This window comes from Chryseobacterium sp. BLS98, from assembly GCF_001045445.1.
GTDB lineage: Bacteria > Bacteroidota > Bacteroidia > Flavobacteriales > Weeksellaceae > Chryseobacterium.
Genome location: NZ_LFNF01000006.1, coordinates 13,207 through 33,734, shown reverse-complemented (window position 1 = coordinate 33,734; position 20,528 = coordinate 13,207). Strand labels below are relative to the sequence as shown.

Here is a 20,528-nt window from a genome sequence, read left to right as displayed (position 1 = left end):
TTCTTCTCCCTGCTGGTTTAATTTGATTAAATGGAAATCGTAGCCACCATTCTGCTTACTGCCTTCTGCCTGAAGCTTACTGCTCTGAATACTGCTTCCTGTTATTAAATATTGGCCGTCAATGGTTGTCGTGATCTGGCTTAGAAAATCCTGAGTATTGGATTTAATATCTTTCTGCCACAATACTTCCTGGGCAGAAAGGCCAAGAACTGTGCATAGAATATATGCACCAGAGTAAATTTTCTTCATCTGCTTGTGTATTTAGTTAATTTTAGTTTTTATAATTTTGGGCAAATTTAACATTTTTTAATACTTAAAAGATCCCATTAATGAGATTTAATATCTGTTTTATCACTCATAGGTGTTTTTTATAATGTTTTAATGAGGTAAAGGTACCGACGGAGAGCGACAAAACTTGTCGTATAAAACAAATAAAACAGCCATCATTAATAACACACTACAAATCAAATAATTAAATAAAAACACACAATTACTTGGCAAAACATAATACTATCTTTTACATTGGTATGATTTTTAATACTACATTTGTATAAATTTTCAGTTATGAAAACAAACCAACAAACTATAAATCAAACGAATCACAAAATAAACTGGTTCCAGAAATTCCTGATGGTATGCTCCGGAGGAAATATTCATATTTTAAGAAAGACTCCGAGCGAATGGAATAAATTTTCAGGGATTGGAGGAATTGTATTATTCACAGCTGTATTCGCAACTTTATCTGCAGGGTATGCCATGTATACTGTATTTGATAATATCTGGACTTCCATAGGATTTGGAATCCTGTGGGGACTGATGATCTTTAATTTAGACCGCTACATTGTTTCTTCTATTAAAAAAACAGGGACGTGGTGGAACCAGATTTTAATGTCTATCCCCCGTCTGATTTTGGCAACATTCTTAGGAATTATTATTTCCAAACCATTGGAACTTAAAATTTTTGAAAAAGAGGTCAACAAACAGCTTAACACCATCATCCAAAGGAACAAGAAACAGCTTCAGGGAGAAATGAGTGGCAGAATTCTGCAGCAAAGCGGACCATTTGAGACAGAAAAGAAACAGATTGCCGAAAAAACAGCACAGTATCAAAAAGCTTATGACTCTGCAGCCGTGGAACTTGAAAAAGAAATTCTTGGAAAACAGTCCGGACTAACCAGTGGAAAAGAAGGTTACGGTCCCAATGCAAAACGTAAGCAGGAACTGAAAGAGCAACGCCGTAAGGATCTGGAAGATTTCCAGAAACAAAATGCTTCCAGGCTGGAATATTTGGATAAAGAAATCTCCAAGGTTTATACTAACCTGGAAACAGAAAGAAAATCTTCAGATACCTTTGAGGATAAATTCAACGGATTTGCAGCCAGGCTCCAGGCGTTGGATGAATTGGGCAAAAATTCAGCAATAATTGGGTTGGCAGCAGCTTTTATTATGGGACTCTTTATTTGTCTGGAAATCTCCCCCGTTTTAGTGAAATTAATTTCTCACGTTGGCCCTTATGACTATCTGTTAGAAAAAACAGAAAATGATTTCAGGCTCTATTCTAAAGAAAAAATTGAAAAAGGAAATGCTCTGACCGATTTCAGAATTGATGATTTTAAAGATAATTTAAAAAAATAGCGTATTTTTCACGCATGATTATTGATAAAGAAGAGATCCGGAAGAAAAAGAAAATACTGGACGACTGCAAAATATTTCTGAAAAAAGAATTCATCGGAATTGATAAGATTATTGATGATTTAATGGAATACATCCAGATCTGGTATCTGATGCCTGAAATCCTGACCCGTCCCGTAGTCATCAACCTATGGGGAATGACTGGGGTAGGAAAAACAGATCTTGTGAGAAAAACAGTCCGTTTCCTGGAATTTCAAAACCGTTTTGTAGAAATAGAGCTCAGCAACAGTGATGAAACTTCATGGAGCAAAAGTGTTTCCGATATTTTCCAGAGTAACCGCCTCAACGATGAAAAACCGAGCATAGTTCTTTTCGATGAAATCCAGCGTTTCAATACGATCGATCCTGATGGTACGCCGGTACCCCAAACGAAATTTACAGATTTTTGGGAGCTTTTAAGCGATGGCAAATTGAGCAAAAGAGAACGCGATGATCTTGAACATTACCTGTTCTCTTACCTTTTACGCAAAAAGGAAAATGAACGCCGCAAGAAAAACGGTGAAACGGAAATGGATGAGAATCCTTACCTGAACCTGTGGGATGCCAAAGAATTGAAAAAATACCTCAGCATGGAAGATGATGTGATGAGCATCATTGATATGAAAGAGGAAGATATGATCAAGCTGATCCTAAAGAAGCAAAAAGAAAAAAAGATCTATGAACCGGTAGATTATAGCAAAATGCTGATCATCATCAGTGGAAATCTGGACGAAGCTTTCCAGATGTCCCGCGAAACCAGCGAGGCAGACATAGATGCCAATATTTACCATGCATTCACAAAGAAGATAACGATTGTTGATATAAAAAATGCACTATCGAGAAAGTTTCGTCCGGAGCAGGTAGCCCGGTTCGGAAATATTCATTTGATTTATTTTTCTTTGAAAACAGAGGATTTTCAGCAGCTTATCCAAAGGGAGATCAACAATCTTAAAACCAAGACAAAATCAAAATTTGGAATTAGCTTAAAAATCAATAAAAACATCAATGAGCTGATCTACAGAAACGGCGTTTTCCCTGTACAGGGTGTACGTCCTGTATTCAGCAGCGTGGTAGATATCCTCGACACTAACCTCAGCAAATTTCTGTTTGAAGCCATCATCAATGACGATAAAAGCATTGAAATAGATTATCCGGTGAACCGGAAGACAATTACCGGGAAAATAGGAAACCGAATTATTGAAATTCCTTATACCGGAAGAATCGACAGTATTCGCCAATCCAACCAGCTTGATGCAGTAGCCAACATCAGTGTTCATGAATGCGGACATGCCGTTTCTTATATGCTTTATACCGGCTTTGCTCCTTTACAGCTAAAAAGTAAGGTAGCCAGCAGCTATGCCGCAGGATTTACTTTCCCACACCAGATTCATGATACTAAAGAAAGTATCCTCGACAAAATTAAAATTTATCTTGCCGGTGGTATCGCTGAAGAAATTGTATTCGGAGAAAACAATGCAAGCATAGGAAGAAGTCACGACAGAGAACAGGCAACCATGCTTGCCGCCGATTATATAAGGAAATACGGATTTGATGAAGAATATCAGGCTGCCTACAACATGGAAGAATATGCATACCGTATGCAGCATGATATTACTGACAAAAAAATTGAAAAGCTAATACAGGATCTTGCAAAAAAAACAAGGGAGGATCTGATTCTTCATTTAGACCTTCTGAAAGATATGAGTGTAGAACTCAGCAAAAAAGGAAGTATGGTGCCTAAAGAGATTTACCTGATAGCCAAAAAATATCAGCTCGAGGTGACCATTCAAGAAGAGGGATATTTGCATATTGCAGAATATCATAAGCTGCTTGGATAATAGAGAAAAAATCTATTATAATACAAATTGTCATTAATAAAATCTTGCCTTTCAGTTAATTCTGAAAGGTTTTTTCTATATATAATTATTTTATATGAAATATTTTATAATTTTACATCACTAAACTAATCATTATGAAAAATTTAATTTTAGCATGCACACTGCTTATCGGGAGTGCGTTTACCGCTACCCTAAAAGCACAATCAGAACCTTTCCTCGGACAGATCGCTTTCGTACCCTACAACAGGGCACCAAACGGATGGGCAGACTGTAACGGACAACTTTTGTCCATAGCCCAAAACCAGGCTCTTTTTTCCTTACTGGGGACCACTTACGGAGGAAACGGAACTACCAATTTTGCATTGCCTGATATGAGAGGAAGAGTTTTAGTTTCCCAGGGACAAGGACCAGGCATTTCACAGAATTATTTAATAGGGGAAATTGGCGGTAGTGAAACTGTGACACTGACTCAACAACAAATGCCTGTTCATAGTCATACTGTAAATGCTGTAACTGCAGAGGGTAATCAGAATACGCCTACAGGCAATCTCCCTGCAGACACAAAGCTTTTAGATAAAGAATATTCTGATACAACCGCCAATACAACGATGAAAGCTACTATGGTAAATCCGGCAGGAGGATCTCAACCCCATGAAAACAGGCCTCCGTTTGTTACGATGAGATGCATTATAGCTTTACAGGGAATCTATCCATCTTTTAATTAATAAGTTATGAAAATCCTCTACTTGTTAATCATAGCATTTGGAAGTTCAATGGCGGCGCAGACCATTACTTTCAATGGATGTCATAATTTGTTTGATGACCAGAACTTTGTATTCAACAAAACTGGAGTAGATTCATACAATAAAGGCATCTATATCACCACACCGATTGACGGCCAGCCTTGTGGAGGCCTGGGAACCTGTGAATTTAAAATCCAGTGGAACAATGCCCTTGCAAGATGGGAATTTCTTGCTGATGAAGGCAACGGAACTTTTGCCAGCCCTTTGCTGATTTATTATAATTCAACGGGTAACAATGGCAGCCAGAGACCACCAAGCAACACATTCGGAACATGGGTAGAAAATACAACCGTAACCAGCGGGCAATGCGGAGGAAACCTTACAGGCAGCAATTCTACCATGACGGGAGATGTACACAGCTCTTCACTAGCCACATCAGAAGTTACAAAATCTAAAATCCAGGTTTTCCCGAATCCGGTTTCAGATGTGATCCGTATTTCGGGAATTGATAACGGACAGAAGATACAGATTTACAATGCAAACGGACAGCTTATAAGGTCTGAAAAATTTGATCAAAAGATCAATGTTTCCCTTCTTTCTACAGGAGTTTATGTTCTTAAAATTATTGCTGATAATTTCGAATCCTATGAGTTTAAATTTGTGAAAAAATAAAAAGCAATGCCTTTATAGCATTAAATTGATTATTGATATAGCTTTCGGAATCCTCTGAAAGCTATTTTTTTGGGAATATTTTTTGCTGATTAACTTATATGCCATCAAGTGTCGTCAACAGCTATATTTACACTCCCGAGACTGAGATATTAAGAATCATCTACCAGTCCGGAGCTGTTTATGATTATCTCAGGGTGCCGGCATCAATAGCTGAGAAATTCAGGGAAGCCAGATCAAAAGGAAGGTTCCTGAACAGTGTTATCAAACCCAGATTTAAATACATTAAAATAATCTGACATAAATAGTAATGCAAAAAATGCCCCCATTACTGGAGGCATTGATTATTCTGTATGATCAAAATTTTATTTAATGATCAGTTTAGAAGTTTTGCTGTCTTTTCCGTTGGAAATCTGAACCATGTAAACTCCTTTTTCAAGCTGTTGGTTTACTTTATAAACCCCATTTCCTTCTTCAGTTACAGATGGACTTGCCACCAGTCTTCCTGACATATCGGAAATAGAAACTTTCAGGTTTTTGCCATTTTTAGCCTTAATGAATACTTGATCACCTGTTGCCACCGGATTAGGGTAGATCACAAGATCGTTATTATCAGCCTTGACTTCACTTGTACCCAAAACACTAACAAATTTCACTGTATAATCCTCTGCCTGACCGTATTTCAACTGTCCGCAAGGGGTAATGCTAGGATTCTCATCATCTACAATTACTCTCATTCTTAAAGGAGTATTAAGCACTGTAGAAGCAGGAGCTGTAAAGCTTACATTAAAAGTACCTATTAAAGTAGTAGGATCTGCAATGATATTATCAGCTGAACCAACAAGTTCAGAAGCCTCAAAAGTTCCGTTATTATTAAAATCAATCCATGCTCTTACTTCATTATTTGAATCTGAAACATTCACCTGAAGATTATGGGTAGCTGTTGCCAGAAGCTGAGTTGACGTAGCTCTTAAACAACTTGCTCCTGTATAGTCTTCATAGAAATTAGCAGCATTCTGCCAATAACCAGTTGAGGCATTATTAATATTTCCTAATTTTACCAAAGTTGGCCCTACAAAATAATTACTTGGAGTTGCCAAGCCACTTGGTGCACATGCAGGAATAGGTGTTCCTATAGGAGAAGCTGTAGAAGGTGCTGTTCCTCCCAGTGAAGTACTCAATGCCCCTTTCATTAGAAAGTAATAAAGAGCTGCTCTGTCGTGTTGTCCGTTGGTAAACTTAAACGCTTTTGGATTTGTATAATTCATCATATTATACTGTACTCCCTGATAGTTGGTACCTGTACAATAATTCATGCTGTTATTGGTTGGAGCCGGATCATTAAGCAAACTTCTTGACCTCTCTGTATCACAAACCTGGTCATCATCCCTGGTACAGTCATTATTAGTCTGCGCAGGACAGTAAGAAACATCAGTAGTTCCTTGTGGCGCATCAGCATTTGCATTTCCGAAGGTGTGAAGCAATCCCATGCTGTGTCCAAATTCATGCGCTAAAGTAATATCATCCTGTAAAGTAACTACAAAGGATTTCATAAAAGATTCATATGAAGAATCCGGGTTTTGAGGTAATCCTGCCCATCCCATAATTCCATATTGACCTCCACCATCTACTTTATTCATAATATAAATGTTAAAGTAAGAAGCCTCAGGCCAGTGTGGAGCAATTGTTTTTACCTGCGCTGTAGTAACTCCGTTTGTTCCACTACGCTTTACCCCGTAATCATCATATCCTGCCAGTGTTCCTCCATTGTATCTGATAATACCTGTTGTAGCATTACAACTAGGATCTCTTTTGGCTAAAACCAGTTTTATCGGCATTGTAGCAGCAGTCCCAAAATCGGCAGGAACTCCCTGCGACCACTGATAAGTACCTGCATACATTGCATTACAACGATCCAGCCATGCCTGAATCTGGGCATCACTCTTATTGTAAGCAGATCCAATAGCAGCTCCGGTAGGTGCTATTACGTGTACAACCACAGGAATTTCGTAAACTCCATTCACTGTTTTAAAAGTACTTCCATTTTTAGCGGTGCTGTTTTGATTGGAACTAACGATACGATCACGAATATTACGAATCATTTCATCAATTTCCTGATTTTCTTTTTGATGTACCCGCTGCTCAGCATCAAAGTCGCACCAATCTTTTTTTTGTTGCGCTGATAATGAAAGCGAAAATAGCACTGCCCCATAAAGGAAAGTTTTCTTCATAGCTTCAAATATTTTAATTTTAATTAAAGATCAATCTTTATTAGCGAAGATTGATGTATCCCAATACACCTATTAGTAACAATAAATAGTTTTTGTTACAAAATAATTCATGTTTTTTTCAAATTTATAAGAAAAATAACCTGTCAAATTAATTAAATAATAATATAACAGAATAAGACTAAATTTCTAAATCAAAATATTAATTCCTAAAAAAAAATGCCATACAGATCTGTATGGCATTTTATATACTTAAAAATATTTACAAAGAATAATTCGGAGCTTCCTGAGTGATGATAACATCGTGTGGATGAGATTCTTTTAATCCGCTTCCGGTGATCATTACCATTTTGGTGTCTTTCTGCAAAGCTTCAATATCTTTGGCCCCGCAATATCCCATACCGGCTCTTAAACCTCCGGTTAATTGGAAGATTACATCTTCTAATTTTCCTTTGTGTGGTACTCTTCCTTCAATTCCCTCCGGAACGAATTTTTTAGCCTCACTCTGGAAATATCTTTCTTTTCCTCCTCTCTTCATGGCAGAAAGACTTCCCATTCCCTGGTAAGATTTGAATTTTCTTCCCTGGAAAATAATTTCTTCTCCCGGAGCTTCATCAGTTCCGGCCAAAAGAGATCCCAGCATTACTGCTCCTGCACCACTTGCAATAGCTTTTACAATATCTCCGGAAAGCTTGATTCCACCATCAGCAATAACAGTTACGTTTTTGGATGCTGCATATTCATATACATTATAAATAGCAGATAACTGAGGAACACCAACTCCGGCAACTACTCTGGTTGTACAGATAGAACCTGGTCCTACTCCTACTTTAAGAACGTTTGCTCCGGCTTTAATAAGATCTTTCGCTGCTTCAGCCGTTACGATATTTCCGCCTACGATATCAAGATCCGGGTATGTTTTTCTGATTTCAGCAATTTTATCCAGAACTCCTTTTGAATGCCCGTGAGCAGAATCGATACCGATGATATCTACTCCCGCCTTTACTAAAGCCGCTATTCTGTCTAATGTATCTTCGCCTACTCCTACACCGGCTCCTACGATAAGGCGTCCGTTCTCATCTTTATTGGCATTCGGATATTCCAGCTGATTGTCGATATCTTTAATGGTAATCAATCCGACTAATTTGTTGTCTTTATCTACGATAGGAAGTTTTTCAACTCTGTTTTTAAGAAGGATTTCCTTTGCTTTTTCAAGGTTGGTATTTTTATCAGAAGTGATCAGATTTTCTTTGGTCATGATCTCTTCAACCTTCATATCAAGGTTTTCCTGATATTTTACATCCCTGTTGGTAATAATTCCGATCAGTACATTATCAGGATCTACAACAGGAAGACCGGAAATTTTATATTTGGCCATTGTTTCTTTAGCCTGAGCCAAAGTATGGTCTTTTGAAAGGGTAACAGGATCGGAGATCATTCCGTTTTCTGAACGTTTTACACGGTTTACCTGTGCCGCCTGTTCAGCGATCGTCATATTTTTGTGAATAAAACCTAAACCTCCCACTCTTGCCAGGGCAATAGCGAGGTCTCCCTCAGTAACTGTGTCCATCGCAGCAGAAACTATCGGAACATTCAGTGTAATTTTGTCGGTAAGTCTTGATTTTAATGATACCTGGTTAGGTAAAACTTCTGAATAAGAAGGGACTAGAAGAACGTCATCGAAAGTGATGGCTGTCTCTACAATTTTGTTATGAATAGACATCTTTACTTTCTTTGCAAAATTAGGCTATTTTGACGAGATATGAAAATCCTTTTCAATAGTTTAAATAAAATTTAATAATCAATAACTTAAATGAAAAAAACCGTTCTTTTTCAGAACGGCCTGTCGTACAAAATAAATTTAGTATATGAAACTACTTGTTTTCAGTTATTGAATAATCTTTTTTCTCTGATAGATTTCTCCATAATAAATGACTATCAATGAGCTATTTATCTGTAGCAGCGTTAATCATCTTTGAAATATCATTTGCTGTAAAACTCCCTCTAACATCCACAAAGACAAGTTCTTTGTCTGAATTTACGGTGATCATCATGTTTTTAATGGTTTCACCGTTCTGTTTTACTCTTACATTGACGTTTTCACCGTTGTGCTTTATGGTAGCCCATTCTTCAAAATCATTATTGTTCAGATATTTGGAATATTCGTTCAGCATATCTTTGTTCCCGTTATCTACCGTCATTATTTTTATTTTGGAAACTTTCTTGATCAAACTGATCACTTCTTCACTTTCACCATCTTCCCTCAAAGCTTTTTTAATAAAAGGTTTCGCCATAAATACAGGAACATTGAAGCTGACAAATTTTGCTCCCTTAAAATCATACTCCGACTGTCTGACAAAGTCCATATTAGGTCTTCCTGAAGGCAGACAGGATTGAAGCATCAACAATATAAAGGTTCCGAGAAAAATGTTTTTTAGAGTTTTCATGGTGATTATTTTTTAGTCGATAGGTTTTAGGGCTCCTCCCGATGTTTTGTTGATATTGGATTCTATTTCCGGTCTTCCTTTATATTTTACAATTCCTCCTGAAGAGGCTTTTACTTTCAGCTTCGCAGAAACATTTACTGAAAGATTGGCTCCTGATGTAGCTTCTGCCTCAAGATTATTCAATCTTAAATCATCGGCTTTACAAAGTGCACCACTGCTGATGTCTATAATTCCGGAATCAGCTCTTCCTTCAATCGCGGTATTGGATCCGCTTGATGCCTTTACTGTAATAGTTCCCGCTGTAACTCCCGCTCTGATATTAGCCCCGGATGAAGTTCCGATATCTAATGTATTGTCGATCTTAAAATCTCCTTTTACGTTGGCTCCGGATGATACATCAATAGCCAGGTTATTTTCTTTGATAGCGTTCACCACGTTAAAGTTCGCCCCTGAAGATACTTTGATATTATCCATTCTCGGAGATGAAATATTAACGCTTAAGTTCTTAAACTTGAGGTTCTTTGTCCCTTTATTATCTACATAAACTTTTAATACCCCATTTTCTACTTTTGTAATGATGTATTGAAGTTTATCCGCATCGGCGATCACTTTCACATTGGTTGGACTTTCCTGTTTGAAAACCACGTTTACTCCTGTGCTTACATTGATTCCTGAAAATTCTCCAACATTTCTTGCTTCCCCGTTAAGGTATGAAGAATTATTATCGGAAGTAAGACTGCTTCTGAGGTTGGTTACAGGATTGGTTTTGGTTTCACTGGAATTAATGATTTTATTCACATCATCCATAGAAAGTTTCCCGTCCAGCATCACCAGGATGTTTTCTCCCTTGCCTCCGTCGATACTCAGTAAAAGGTCATCCAATATTCCGTCTTTCGCATCGGCAGAAAGAAACTTAATCTTTGCTCCTGAATTATTAACGGACATGATTTCGTTGTAGTTAAGGTTTTTTAAATATACCGAAACATCTTTGCTTAGTCTGGAAAGGTTATCCTGAACTTTACGGCCTTCTGTAGTATTAACATTTTCCGGGTTTTCCGTAATAAGGATTTTCAATCCGTTAATCTTCGAAAGCAGGGGCTTAATCTGATCCAGCTGGGAATCGTCAATATTAAGGCTGCTGAGCATGCCGAACATCGGTTTTGCAATTTTAATGGAGGTAACTCCTTCCACTTCCTGATATCTGTCGAAAAGCATGTCGAATTTATCCCTCTGACCATACATGGTAAAGAAATGGGAAAAAGCGAGCGCGAATATTATAAATATTTTTTTCATGAGTCAATTTTTATTTTAAGCTGATTATTTGTGCCTGATCAGGAGCATAATCTATTTTTTGTTTAATAATCGTCGTTTACCACTGTCGGTTGAACCAATTTTTCACTGACATTATTCGCAAATACCTGAAATGAATATTTAGTGACATTGATAGCCTCATCTACATTTTCGATCCTTTTACCGTTTACAATAACATAAGAGTCTTTGTAACCTGTGGAATCCTTTAAAGTTTTTTTATTTTTATATGAGGAATTATCTACAAACCTCGGTTTTAATTCTTTTTTCAGTCTTCCTCTTTTCGGCAGGATTTCATCCATCACATCTTTTTCTGCTACTGAATTTTCCTGAAAAAGAGAGTCTTTTTTGGTTCCGGAAATGGAATCGGTATGGTTAACTGCTACCTGCTCCTGATGGTCATTATTTTCTTCAATAAAGCTTGATTTTTGTTTTAAAACCTCATCTTTTACCAGTTTTTCTCTTTCAGCTACCCCTGTACGGTAATCATTCAACAAAAAACCGACACAGAAAAGAAGCACTAATCCGGCAGCCATCCAGAACCATTTCGGGAAGGAAGGCTTATTTTTCTGAAGCGGGATAATAGGAGCTTCATTCGATTCCGAATCTCCGCCTTCTGCTTTCTGAAGAAAATCTTCAAAACTCCACTCCATCTTTTCTTCCTTTATCTCGTGGAAGATTTCATTGTATTTATTCTGAAATTGATCTTTGTTCATAGCTCATCAGTTGTGATATTTGTTCTTTTACTTTTTGTCTCGCCCTCATCAGGTTAACCCTGACTGCATTTTCTTCCATTTCCATCATTTCGGAGATTTCCGAGACTTCATATTCTTCTACGTCCTTCAGATGGATTACCATTTTCTGTTTCTCCGGGAGCTGGTTGATAAAACCTATAATATGCTCCTTGAGATTATTGATGTCCATGCTGTACAATTCCGAGCGGTGAAGCTGCAAATCTGCAAATCCTAACTTCACATCATGGTGCTTCAGCCGGTTTAGGCATTCGTTCCGGACGGATTTCAAAGCGTAGGATTTTAAATTTCCAAACTGCCCGAGTTCCTCTTTCTTCTGCCAGAACTTTACCATCAGGTCCTGCACCACATCTTCTGCCTCATCACTGCTCATAACGAATCTTTTCGCAAAACGATACATCTCGTCTTTGAGAATAAACACCGTATTCTTGAAAGTTTCTTGGGTCATGAGTTTTGTTTCTATAGGTAAGACAATTAAAATCTTAATTCTATTACATTACATTTTAAAAAAATAATGATTTTATATTTTTTCTCCTTCTGAATTCTGATAAAACCAGCTTACAAAGGAGTTTCTGTGATGCTTATAAAACTAACTATTTTTTCTTTAAAAAAGATAATTTGAAAATCTTATAATCAGCTTTAGCTCTATAACTTTTTTAATTTCCGCAAATAATATAGGTTTTCACAGATTTTTTTAATCGTAGATTCAATAAAATTTTCTTTTATGATGAAGATCCGGCAGGCATGATGTTCTGTGAAAATCTGTGTAATCTGAGGGAGAACAAATAATTCAATACTTAATATTACAAATAACAAAAGCCTCCGAAATGGAGGCCTTCAATATTAATAGGTATCAAAAATATGTTTCAATATCGCTTTATCTTCATCTGCTAAAGCCACTTTTCTTCTTCCCATTGCCCTTTCGGCAACTTCATAAGCTTTATCCAGTTTAAATTTCTCATCATCTTTACCTCCGCCCCACGAGAAATTTTCCACAAGGTTTGGCGGAAATCCCGGCTTAAAGATATTGGAGGCAACACCCACCACGGTTCCTGTATTCAATTGGGTATTGATGGCTGTTTTAGAATGATCACCCATGATCAAACCTGCGAACTGAAGTCCTGTATCTTCAAAAGCTTTTGTTCTGTAATTCCAGAGTTTTACCGGGCTGTAGTTGTTTTTAAGATTAGAAGAATTGGTATCAGCACCGAAATTACACCATTCTCCGATGACAGAATTCCCGACGAACCCTTCATGTCCTTTACTTGAATAGCCAAATATGATAATATTATTGACCTCGCCTCCGACTTTGCAATGCGGGCCAATGGTAGTAGCTCCGTAAATTTTAGATCCTAGATTAAACTTAGAATCCTCTCCCAGCGAAATAGGCCCACGAAGGTTACAGCCTTCCATTACCTCAGCATTTTTTCCGATATAAATCTTTCCGGTTTTCGTGTTGATCGTAGAGAATTCTATCTGGGCTCCTTCTTCAATGAACAGGTCTTTTTTATCACCTAAAAATCCGTTAGTGGAAGATAATTCCTGTGACGTTCTTCCTGCAGTCAGTAAATTGAAGTCAAAATCTATGGCAAGATGATTATAGGTAAACAGATCTGAAGGCTTTTTAAAGAAAGTTAAATTCTCTTTAATATCCGTCATCTTTTCGATCTGATTCAGAGAAAATCCTTTCATATTGATCCTTGCTGCAATAAGTTCATCTTCGTAAACAAGTGCTTCACCCGGCTTAAGTTCCTTGATTTGGCGGATCACTGTTTCTGTAGGTAAAAAATTAGCAACCAGGAAAAGGCTTTCTTTTTCTTCGGGGTTCTTAAATTTATTCTGAAGATAATTTTCTGTGAAATAGGAAACTTCATTATTTTCCAGAATTTTCTGCCATCGTTCGGAAAAAGTCAGGATTCCGCATCTCATGGCGGCAACAGGACGGGTAAAAGTAAGCGGAAGAAAATCTTCCCAATATTGGGCATCTGAAAATACTAATTGCATTGTGTAAAGGTTAAAAATTAGAAGTCAGGATTTAGAGGCTGAAACGTAAAAGCTTCACCCTTCTAATTTCCATTCAGAACAAAAATACAAAAAATAGCCCGAAAGAAAAGTTAGAAATTAGAATCTGAAAATTAGAGGATTCTGTTTTATCTTAACAGTTCTATTAATTTGCATCATAAAAAAGCCTCCCAATAAATTGGAAGGCTTCATATAGTTGGGTAACAAAAAATTACTTAGCGAATTTTTTGTATTTGTTCATAAACTTATCAACTCTACCTGCAGTGTCTACTAATTTCACTTTACCAGTATAGAAAGGGTGAGAAGTTGAAGAGATTTCCATTTTGATCAATGGATATTCTTGTCCTTCGTATTCAATAGTATCTTTAGTTTCTGCAGTAGATTTGCAAAGAAACACCTCGTCGTTACTCATATCTTTGAAAACAACAAGTCTATAATTTTCTGGGTGGATTCCTTTTTTCATAATACAATTTTTAAAAAATTAAAGTTTGCTTTCGAAATAGTAATGGTATTTCTCTGCTAATTTTAGGTTGCAAAAGTACAACATTTTTTGAAATATACAAATACCCTCTCCAATATTTTTTCTTGATAAGAAATTCAAAGTATTTTCGTTAAATTTGAAATCTTAAACTTTAATTTCGATGAAATTCAAACTATTACTGGCTTTTTCATTTTGGATGCTTCTTGTAGCAGTATCGTGTAATAAGGATGATATTACCTTTGATGCTCCTTCACAGCAGCTGAGTTTCTCAAAGGATACGGTATTCTGCGACACGGTCTATCACCAGGTACGTTCTGAAACTTACGTTGTAAAAGTATATAATAATGAAGATAAGGATGTTCTTATTCCAAGAATTAATCTGGAAAAAGGAAGCTCATCACTATACAGGATCAATGTAGACGGAAAGCCGGGCTATGATTTCAAAGATGTTCCGTTGAGAAAGAAGGACAGCATGTATATTTTTGTGGAAATAGCCCCTGAAGCTACGGGTCCTGAAGCTATTGCCGAAGACAAAATTCTTTTCAGCAGCGGTGCAGGACAACAGCATGTGACCCTATTCTCAGTAGTGCAGGATGCTGAATTTTTCATCGAAACGCCTACTAATCCCAATGTAATTTCTACCCATACCACATGGAATAACAACAAAGCCAAGATCATCTACGGAAATCTTACTATCGATCCTAATATTACCCTGGATATCCAGCCGGGAACCAAAGTTTACTTCCACAAAAACAGCGGCATGAAAGTATCATCCGGTGCAACCCTGAATATCAACGGTGTTTTTGACAATGAGGTAATCCTGCGCGGAGACAGAAATGACCCATATTACGACACTATTCCTAAGAACTGGAATTCTATCCGGATGGAACCCAACTCCACCCTGAATATGAATTTTGCAAGACTTTTCGGAGGGACAAGAGGGTTTGACATGAAACAGAATACAGCCAATATCAGCAATTCATTCATCCATACTTTCTTCGAATACGGTATTTATGCAGTAGGATCAACAGTGACTGCCAAAAACCTGGTAATGAACAATTGCGGTGAATCATGTATCGGGATTTTCAGAGGTGGAAACCACAGCTATACCCATGCTACGATTGCCAATTATTCTAAAACCATGGGATCCTTTAACAGAAACGGGATCACAGCAACCAATGAATGGAAGAATGCTGCCGGGACCACAGAACAAGGGGCACTTCAACGTCTTGATATAAAAAACAGCATTGTATTTTCAGACAGAGATAATTCTGTCAATTTTGAGCAGACTCCGGGGCAGCAGTTTGAGTTCCTGATCCAGAACTCACTCATCAAATACTCAGGGGTGCCTGAAGCCGGTTTCCCTTTTGATAATAATGTAAGAGTAATACAGAGCATCAAGAATGAAGATCCTCAATTTCTCAACTACTTTGCAGCGAAGATGAACCTAAGGGTAAAAACCGCATCTCCGGCAAGAGGAAAAGGAAACGTGACAGTAGCAGGAACAGTACCTTTTGATATTGTGAATGTATCGAGAACAACAAACCCTACTCTTGGAGCTTATCAATAATGGAAATCACACAACTGCAGCAACAGGTTGACGAATGGATCAAAACCATAGGAGTCCGCTATTTCAATGAACTGACGAATATGGCCATGCTGACCGAAGAAGTAGGCGAAGTAGCCCGCATCATTGCCAGAAGATATGGGGAGCAAAGTGAAAAAGAAAGCGATAAAAGTAAAGATCTTGGTGAAGAGCTGGCAGACGTACTTTTTGTTACTTTATGTTTAGCCAACCAAACCGGAGTGAATTTGCAGGAAGCCTTCGACAAAAAAATGAAGATTAAAACGGACCGTGACAAGGACCGGCATCAGAACAACGAAAAGTTGAAATAATATATAGATATCAGATGACAGATGCCAGATATCAGACTTTTATATACCCTGACATCTAACATCTGATGTCTTTAACAGAAGAAATAATGAAGCTAGAAAAATCTAAATTATCAGCAGATAAAACAGTTCAGATCAGCGGTTCGAAAAGCATTTCGAATCGTTTGTTGATTTTGGAAAGTTTATTCAAAAATATACAGATCGGGAATCTGTCTAATTCCCAGGACACCCAGCTGCTTAAAAAAGCACTGTCTGAAAACACAGAAACCGTAGACATTCATCACGCAGGAACAGCCATGCGTTTCCTCACTTCCTATTATTCGATATCTGAAGGAAAAACAACAATTCTTACCGGCTCCAAAAGAATGAAGGAAAGACCGATTAAAAATCTGGTCAATGCATTAAAGGATTTAGGAGTTGAGATCGAGTACATGGAAAATGAAGGTTTCCCGCCTTTAAAGATCACAGGAAGGAAAATCATTCAAAAGCAGGTAAATGTACCGGCTAATATATCCAGCCAGTTCATTACGTCCCTTCTTTTGATTGCAGGAAAACTTGAAAACGGGTTGGAGATTCATCTGGTTGGCGAAGTTACTTCAAGATCCTATATAGAAATGACTCTGGATATCCTGACAAGATTTGGGATTAAAAACAGCTTTGAAGGAAACACCATTAAAGTTGAACCGTTTGATCCGAATGGTGAATCTCCAACGGTACATTACGAGGTAGAAAGTGACTGGAGCTCGGCTTCGTACTTCTACTCAATCTGTGCGCTGGGAAGAGAAACCATCCACCTGAAAAGCTTTTATAAAGAATCTACCCAGGGAGATTCTGCAATTGCTAAAATTTATGAAGAATTTTTCGGAATCAAAACCATCTTCATCGAAGACGAGCACAGGCTTACCCTTCAGCCGGAGCCTGATTTTGTTTTCCCGGAAAAAATCGTCCTGGACATGAATAACTGCCCCGATATTGCACAAACGCTTTGCGTAACAGCCGCTGCATTAAAAATTCCATTTGATATTTCCGGACTGGGAACGCTAAGGGTAAAAGAGACCGACAGGCTACAGGCTTTATATAATGAACTGAAAAAACTGGGCACTGAAACAGAGATTACAGACCTTACCATCAAATCCGTGAGCTTCGGAGAACCGGAAGAGCATATTTCCATCGGAACTTACCAGGATCACAGGATGGCGATGAGTTTTGCCCCGTACTGCCTCATTAAAGAACTCAATATTGAGGAAGAAGATGTCGTGGAAAAATCTTACCCTATGTTCTGGAAAGATCTGGCTGATATTATGGCTTGATGAAAGCCTGAAAATGTAATATCATGACAAAATATGTAGTATTATTTTCTCTGATGCCTTTATTCGCTTGGTCTCAATACCTGCTTCCCAATGAAGAAGCAGTTTTCTCATTTAAAACAAATAATGGGAAGATCATGACTTTAGTTAAAGATAAAAATTGCCAAAGCCAGAGGAGGTCCGGATAAAAACGATTATTATTTCAGGACACTGATTGAAATGAACAATTTCCGCATTGGGGAAAACAAATTTAAAATACCTGGTTCAGAAAAATACGTATACCATTAATAATCAAAAACATAATAAAAAAAATTAAACTTCTGACAATTTCCGTATTATTTTATTCACCTACTTATCCACAGAGTTATCCACAATTTATCAATAACCTTTAGATCAAATTCAGAAAACAGTTCAGATTTTGTTTCTGAGCAATTTTATGTACCAATAAATAATAGAGTTCCTATTTCTTTTTTTACATTTGCAGAAATACGGTTTGTGCTGAAACACAGCAGCCGGAGGAAAAAACAAAAGTCTAAAATCATAATCAATCCAATGACTATTATCATCACCGGTACCTCATCGGGAATAGGTTTTGTACTCGCCGAATATTTCGGAAAAAAAGGCCATAAAGTATACGGTTTAAGCCGGAAGCATACAGAAAGCCAATATTTCACATCTATTTCGACCGATGTTACCGATAATACTGCCGTTCAGAATGCCATCGCTGAAGTTTTAAAAACAGAATCAAGGATCGACGTCCTGATCAATAATGCAGGAATGGGAATGGTAGGCGCCGTGGAAGACTCTACAAAGGAAGATATTTTAAAGCTTTTCAACCTGAATCTTGTAGGAGCTGTCCAGATGATGAGTGCCGTTCTTCCGAAAATGCGGGAAAATAAATTTGGAAAGATCATCAATATTTCAAGTATCGGAAGTGAAATGGGACTTCCTTTCCGCGGCTTTTACTCTGCTTCCAAATCTGCTTTGGACAAGGTAACAGAAGCAATGAGATATGAAGTATACCCATGGAATATTGATGTCTGCTCGTTACATCTTGGTGACATCAAAACAAATATTGCAGAAAACAGGGTAAAGACACAAGTTTCTGAACCTTATAAAAATATATTTGATAAAGTTTATGCCTTGATGAATTCGCATGTAGGTGATGGAACCGATCCTCTTGAAGTGGCAGCCTATGTGGAAACTCTTTTGAATAAAAACAAATGGAAAGCCCATTATTATTTCGGTAAATTCGGACAGAAAATTGGTGTTCCCCTGAAATGGATTCTTCCCCAGGGAACTTATGAGAATCTGATGAAAAAATATAATAAACTGGATTAAATTCAGTTATTTAATATACTTTTAAACCATTAAGATATATTGAGTTGTTAAGAATCATTAAGCCAGCTTTGCTTTTTCAATTTTAAACATCTGATGGTTTAAACAAACAGAACATTGAAGTTATTTCTGAAAATATTTTTTATCCTGTTCTGCGTTTTTGTACAAGCGCAGAAAAAGCAGTATTGGTTGATTGATACGGAAACCAATGTCAGGAAAAAAGTAAAGGATTCTCTTTCCGCAGCAAAATTTCTGGATTCTTTATCCCAGAGCAATTATTTCTTCACCAAGCTGAAGGATGTAAAAGTGAAAGGCGACAGCACAGAAATTTTCTATGACAAAGGAAAAAACTTTAATGAAACCTATGTAGACCTTTCTGATTCTGTTGCCTTGAGACTAAACATAAAAAAGGATTTTTTCACTAAAAATTTAGATTCAACCAAGAAAAGCATCAACAAAAGGTATATAGATGACGGATATTCTTTCAGCCGTCTTAAATCCAAATATAAAGGCCAGAAAAACGGCTACCCTGTCATAGAGCTGGATGTCAACAAAAATGACAAACGGACCATTGATAATTTTGTAGTAAAAGGTTACGAAAGGGTTCCTAAAAGATTTATGAAAAACCTGGAAAAGGAATTCAAAGGGAAGACCTATGATGACAAAAACCTTCTGGCCATCAGCAAGAATTTTCAGAGCCATGCTTTTGTCACCCTTGAACGGCCTCCCCAAACTTTATTTACTAAAGACTCCACAAGCATTTACCTGTTTATGGAAAAGAAAAAGACCAATACGTTTGATGGGGTAATTGGTTTTGGAAACGACAAGACGGAAAAATTTACACTGAACGGAACCCTGAATGTGAACTTCAGGAATATGTTCAATGGTTTTGAGACGGTTAACCTTTACTGGCAAAGAAACCCGGACAAGGGACAAACTTTTGATCTCCAGACAGATATTCCTTACCTTTTTAAATCCAATGTCGGGATGAATCTGAAAGTCAATATTTTCCGACAGGATTCCACTTTTGCCAATGTGAAGTTCCTTCCGGCTTTTTATTATCACATCAATTCCCGCAACAGGATAGGACTCAGGGGAACTCTTGAATCTTCCAGCATTATTGATACGCTGTATGTTCAGGGGAAAGATTATAATAAAAAAGGGCTTGGGATCTGGTTTGAAATGACGGAACCTACAGATATTGATCTTTTCCTGTACAAAACGAGGATTAATGCCGGCTATGATTACCTGACAACCACCTATACCAAAGATAATATTAAAGCCAACCAGAACCAGTTTTATTTCTTCGGTGAACATAATTACCATATTTCCGGAAACCATTTTCTCAATATAAAAGCGGAAGGCGCCATGATGGATTCCAAAGTTGAATTCTCTGCCAATGAATTGTACCGTTTCGGGGGCTGGAATTCCATGCGCGGTTTCAATGAGAAATCCCTGGCCGGCGACTTCTACTACTATGCAGGCCTGGAATACCGGTATCTCATTGGAAGCCAGGCATTTTTTGACTTTTTCGGACAATATGGGCAGCTCAATAACAAATCTTTAAATGTAAAACCTAAACTTTACAGTGTAGGGCTTGGGTTCAATTTCTTTATTCCTATCGGGCTGATGAGCTTCCAGCTTTCCAATGGTAATGAATTCGGAAATCCTTTTAAGTTCAATGATATCAAGATCCATTGGGGAATCCTGAGCAGGTTTTAAAAAAACTTTATCCTTATTTCAATTAGCTAATATCTTTAAATTCAAACTTGATATTAAAGAAACAAGCTTAGCATTCCATGAATAGATGGCAAGAATTTTTTAACGCGAA

At 37.4% G+C, this 20,528-nt stretch carries 19 protein-coding genes and 1 pseudogene; 11 read left to right on the top strand and 9 right to left on the bottom strand.

Going from position 1 to position 20,528, the window contains the following annotated elements:
* Positions 1-249: pseudogene (locus tag ACM40_RS19960) on the bottom strand (T9SS C-terminal target domain-containing protein); the annotation flags it as partial.
* 315 nt (positions 250-564) lie between these two features.
* On the opposite strand from ACM40_RS19960, the gene ACM40_RS19955 reads away from it, so the two are divergent.
* From ACM40_RS19955 to ACM40_RS20340, 5 genes are all read left to right on the top strand, one after another.
* Positions 565-1,635: a DUF4407 domain-containing protein gene (locus ACM40_RS19955; RefSeq protein ID WP_048504558.1), complete on the top strand. Its 1,071-nt coding sequence runs from the start codon at positions 565-567 to the stop codon at positions 1,633-1,635.
* A gap of 14 nt (positions 1,636-1,649) precedes the next feature.
* Positions 1,650-3,509: an AAA family ATPase gene (locus ACM40_RS19950; protein ID WP_048504557.1), complete on the top strand. Its 1,860-nt coding sequence runs from the start codon at positions 1,650-1,652 to the stop codon at positions 3,507-3,509.
* Positions 3,510-3,643: 134 nt separating this feature from the next.
* On the top strand, positions 3,644-4,234 hold the full coding sequence (locus tag ACM40_RS19945; RefSeq protein ID WP_083996913.1) for a phage tail protein: 591 nt from the start codon (positions 3,644-3,646) through the stop codon (positions 4,232-4,234).
* A gap of 6 nt (positions 4,235-4,240) precedes the next feature.
* Positions 4,241-4,924, top strand: a complete 684-nt coding sequence (locus ACM40_RS19940; protein WP_048504556.1) for a T9SS type A sorting domain-containing protein — start codon at positions 4,241-4,243, stop codon at positions 4,922-4,924.
* 98 nt (positions 4,925-5,022) lie between these two features.
* On the top strand, positions 5,023-5,220 hold the full coding sequence (locus tag ACM40_RS20340; RefSeq protein ID WP_083996912.1) for a KTSC domain-containing protein: 198 nt from the start codon (positions 5,023-5,025) through the stop codon (positions 5,218-5,220).
* Between the two features lie 66 nt (positions 5,221-5,286).
* Here ACM40_RS20340 and ACM40_RS19935 read toward each other — a convergent pair whose 3' ends face one another.
* The 8 genes from ACM40_RS19935 to ACM40_RS19900 all read right to left on the bottom strand — a co-directional run bounded on the left by ACM40_RS19935 (position 5,287) and on the right by ACM40_RS19900 (position 14,141).
* Complete coding sequence (locus tag ACM40_RS19935) at positions 5,287-7,152, bottom strand: GEVED domain-containing protein (RefSeq protein ID WP_048504555.1); 1,866 nt, start codon at positions 7,150-7,152, stop codon at positions 5,287-5,289.
* Positions 7,153-7,411: 259 nt separating this feature from the next.
* A complete protein-coding gene (guaB, locus tag ACM40_RS19930) occupies positions 7,412-8,872 on the bottom strand; it encodes an IMP dehydrogenase (protein WP_048504554.1) in 1,461 nt (486 codons plus the stop codon).
* Between the two features lie 223 nt (positions 8,873-9,095).
* A complete protein-coding gene (locus tag ACM40_RS19925; protein ID WP_048504553.1) occupies positions 9,096-9,596 on the bottom strand; it encodes a DUF4252 domain-containing protein in 501 nt (166 codons plus the stop codon).
* 12 nt (positions 9,597-9,608) lie between these two features.
* The gene (locus ACM40_RS19920; protein WP_048504552.1) at positions 9,609-10,889 is read right to left on the bottom strand and encodes a DUF4252 domain-containing protein; all 1,281 of its coding nucleotides are present in this window, start codon (positions 10,887-10,889) and stop codon (positions 9,609-9,611) included.
* A gap of 62 nt (positions 10,890-10,951) precedes the next feature.
* The gene (locus tag ACM40_RS19915) at positions 10,952-11,620 is read right to left on the bottom strand and encodes a hypothetical protein (protein WP_048504551.1); all 669 of its coding nucleotides are present in this window, start codon (positions 11,618-11,620) and stop codon (positions 10,952-10,954) included.
* Positions 11,595-12,104: an RNA polymerase sigma factor gene (locus tag ACM40_RS19910; protein ID WP_040997687.1), complete on the bottom strand. Its 510-nt coding sequence runs from the start codon at positions 12,102-12,104 to the stop codon at positions 11,595-11,597. Before ACM40_RS19910 ends, ACM40_RS19915 begins: the two co-directional genes overlap by 26 nt.
* 395 nt (positions 12,105-12,499) lie before the next feature.
* Positions 12,500-13,660, bottom strand: a complete 1,161-nt coding sequence (locus ACM40_RS19905) for a GlmU family protein (RefSeq protein WP_048504550.1) — start codon at positions 13,658-13,660, stop codon at positions 12,500-12,502.
* Between the two features lie 229 nt (positions 13,661-13,889).
* Positions 13,890-14,141 carry a type B 50S ribosomal protein L31 gene (locus ACM40_RS19900; protein WP_040997690.1) on the bottom strand — a complete coding sequence of 84 codons (252 nt, stop codon included), beginning with the start codon at positions 14,139-14,141 and terminating at the stop codon, positions 13,890-13,892.
* A 178-nt stretch (positions 14,142-14,319) separates the two neighbouring features.
* On the opposite strand from ACM40_RS19900, the gene ACM40_RS19895 reads away from it, so the two are divergent.
* The 6 genes from ACM40_RS19895 to ACM40_RS19875 all read left to right on the top strand — a co-directional run bounded on the left by ACM40_RS19895 (position 14,320) and on the right by ACM40_RS19875 (position 20,419).
* Positions 14,320-15,729 carry a hypothetical protein gene (locus tag ACM40_RS19895; RefSeq protein WP_048504549.1) on the top strand — a complete coding sequence of 470 codons (1,410 nt, stop codon included), beginning with the start codon at positions 14,320-14,322 and terminating at the stop codon, positions 15,727-15,729.
* Positions 15,729-16,055, top strand: coding sequence for a nucleotide pyrophosphohydrolase (locus ACM40_RS19890; RefSeq protein ID WP_040997695.1), 327 nt, complete (start codon positions 15,729-15,731; stop codon positions 16,053-16,055). Before ACM40_RS19895 ends, ACM40_RS19890 begins: the two co-directional genes overlap by 1 nt.
* A gap of 86 nt (positions 16,056-16,141) precedes the next feature.
* A complete protein-coding gene (locus ACM40_RS19885; RefSeq protein ID WP_083996914.1) occupies positions 16,142-17,362 on the top strand; it encodes a 3-phosphoshikimate 1-carboxyvinyltransferase in 1,221 nt (406 codons plus the stop codon).
* A gap of 23 nt (positions 17,363-17,385) precedes the next feature.
* A complete protein-coding gene (locus tag ACM40_RS20700) occupies positions 17,386-17,547 on the top strand; it encodes a hypothetical protein (RefSeq protein ID WP_165579332.1) in 162 nt (53 codons plus the stop codon).
* Positions 17,548-17,911: 364 nt separating this feature from the next.
* Positions 17,912-18,700 (top strand): SDR family oxidoreductase, encoded by a 789-nt coding sequence (locus ACM40_RS19880; RefSeq protein ID WP_048504560.1) that lies wholly within the window; start codon positions 17,912-17,914, stop codon positions 18,698-18,700.
* Positions 18,701-18,814: 114 nt separating this feature from the next.
* Positions 18,815-20,419 (top strand): hypothetical protein, encoded by a 1,605-nt coding sequence (locus ACM40_RS19875; protein ID WP_048504547.1) that lies wholly within the window; start codon positions 18,815-18,817, stop codon positions 20,417-20,419.
* Positions 20,420-20,528 lie beyond the last annotated feature (109 nt).

Excerpts from the sequence above, each read along its gene's own strand:
- ACM40_RS19905 (WP_048504550.1), bottom strand. The coding sequence starts at position 13,660 with ATGCAATTAGTATTTTCAGATGCCCAATATTGGGAAGATTTTCTTCCG.
- ACM40_RS19920 (WP_048504552.1), bottom strand. The coding sequence starts at position 10,889 with ATGAAAAAAATATTTATAATATTCGCGCTCGCTTTTTCCCATTTCTTT.
- guaB (WP_048504554.1), bottom strand. The coding sequence starts at position 8,872 with ATGTCTATTCATAACAAAATTGTAGAGACAGCCATCACTTTCGATGAC.
- ACM40_RS20340 (WP_083996912.1), top strand. The coding sequence starts at position 5,023 with ATGCCATCAAGTGTCGTCAACAGCTATATTTACACTCCCGAGACTGAG.
- ACM40_RS19955 (WP_048504558.1), top strand. The coding sequence starts at position 565 with ATGAAAACAAACCAACAAACTATAAATCAAACGAATCACAAAATAAAC.
- ACM40_RS19900 (WP_040997690.1), bottom strand. The coding sequence starts at position 14,141 with ATGAAAAAAGGAATCCACCCAGAAAATTATAGACTTGTTGTTTTCAAA.
- ACM40_RS19945 (WP_083996913.1), top strand. The coding sequence starts at position 3,644 with ATGAAAAATTTAATTTTAGCATGCACACTGCTTATCGGGAGTGCGTTT.
- ACM40_RS19935 (WP_048504555.1), bottom strand. The coding sequence starts at position 7,152 with ATGAAGAAAACTTTCCTTTATGGGGCAGTGCTATTTTCGCTTTCATTA.
- ACM40_RS19940 (WP_048504556.1), top strand. The coding sequence starts at position 4,241 with ATGAAAATCCTCTACTTGTTAATCATAGCATTTGGAAGTTCAATGGCG.
- ACM40_RS19895 (WP_048504549.1), top strand. The coding sequence starts at position 14,320 with ATGAAATTCAAACTATTACTGGCTTTTTCATTTTGGATGCTTCTTGTA.
- ACM40_RS19890 (WP_040997695.1), top strand. The coding sequence starts at position 15,729 with ATGGAAATCACACAACTGCAGCAACAGGTTGACGAATGGATCAAAACC.
- ACM40_RS19925 (WP_048504553.1), bottom strand. The coding sequence starts at position 9,596 with ATGAAAACTCTAAAAAACATTTTTCTCGGAACCTTTATATTGTTGATG.
- ACM40_RS19950 (WP_048504557.1), top strand. The coding sequence starts at position 1,650 with ATGATTATTGATAAAGAAGAGATCCGGAAGAAAAAGAAAATACTGGAC.
- ACM40_RS19910 (WP_040997687.1), bottom strand. The coding sequence starts at position 12,104 with ATGACCCAAGAAACTTTCAAGAATACGGTGTTTATTCTCAAAGACGAG.
- ACM40_RS19915 (WP_048504551.1), bottom strand. The coding sequence starts at position 11,620 with ATGAACAAAGATCAATTTCAGAATAAATACAATGAAATCTTCCACGAG.
- ACM40_RS20700 (WP_165579332.1), top strand. The coding sequence starts at position 17,386 with ATGACAAAATATGTAGTATTATTTTCTCTGATGCCTTTATTCGCTTGG.
- ACM40_RS19885 (WP_083996914.1), top strand. The coding sequence starts at position 16,142 with ATGAAGCTAGAAAAATCTAAATTATCAGCAGATAAAACAGTTCAGATC.
- ACM40_RS19880 (WP_048504560.1), top strand. The coding sequence starts at position 17,912 with ATGACTATTATCATCACCGGTACCTCATCGGGAATAGGTTTTGTACTC.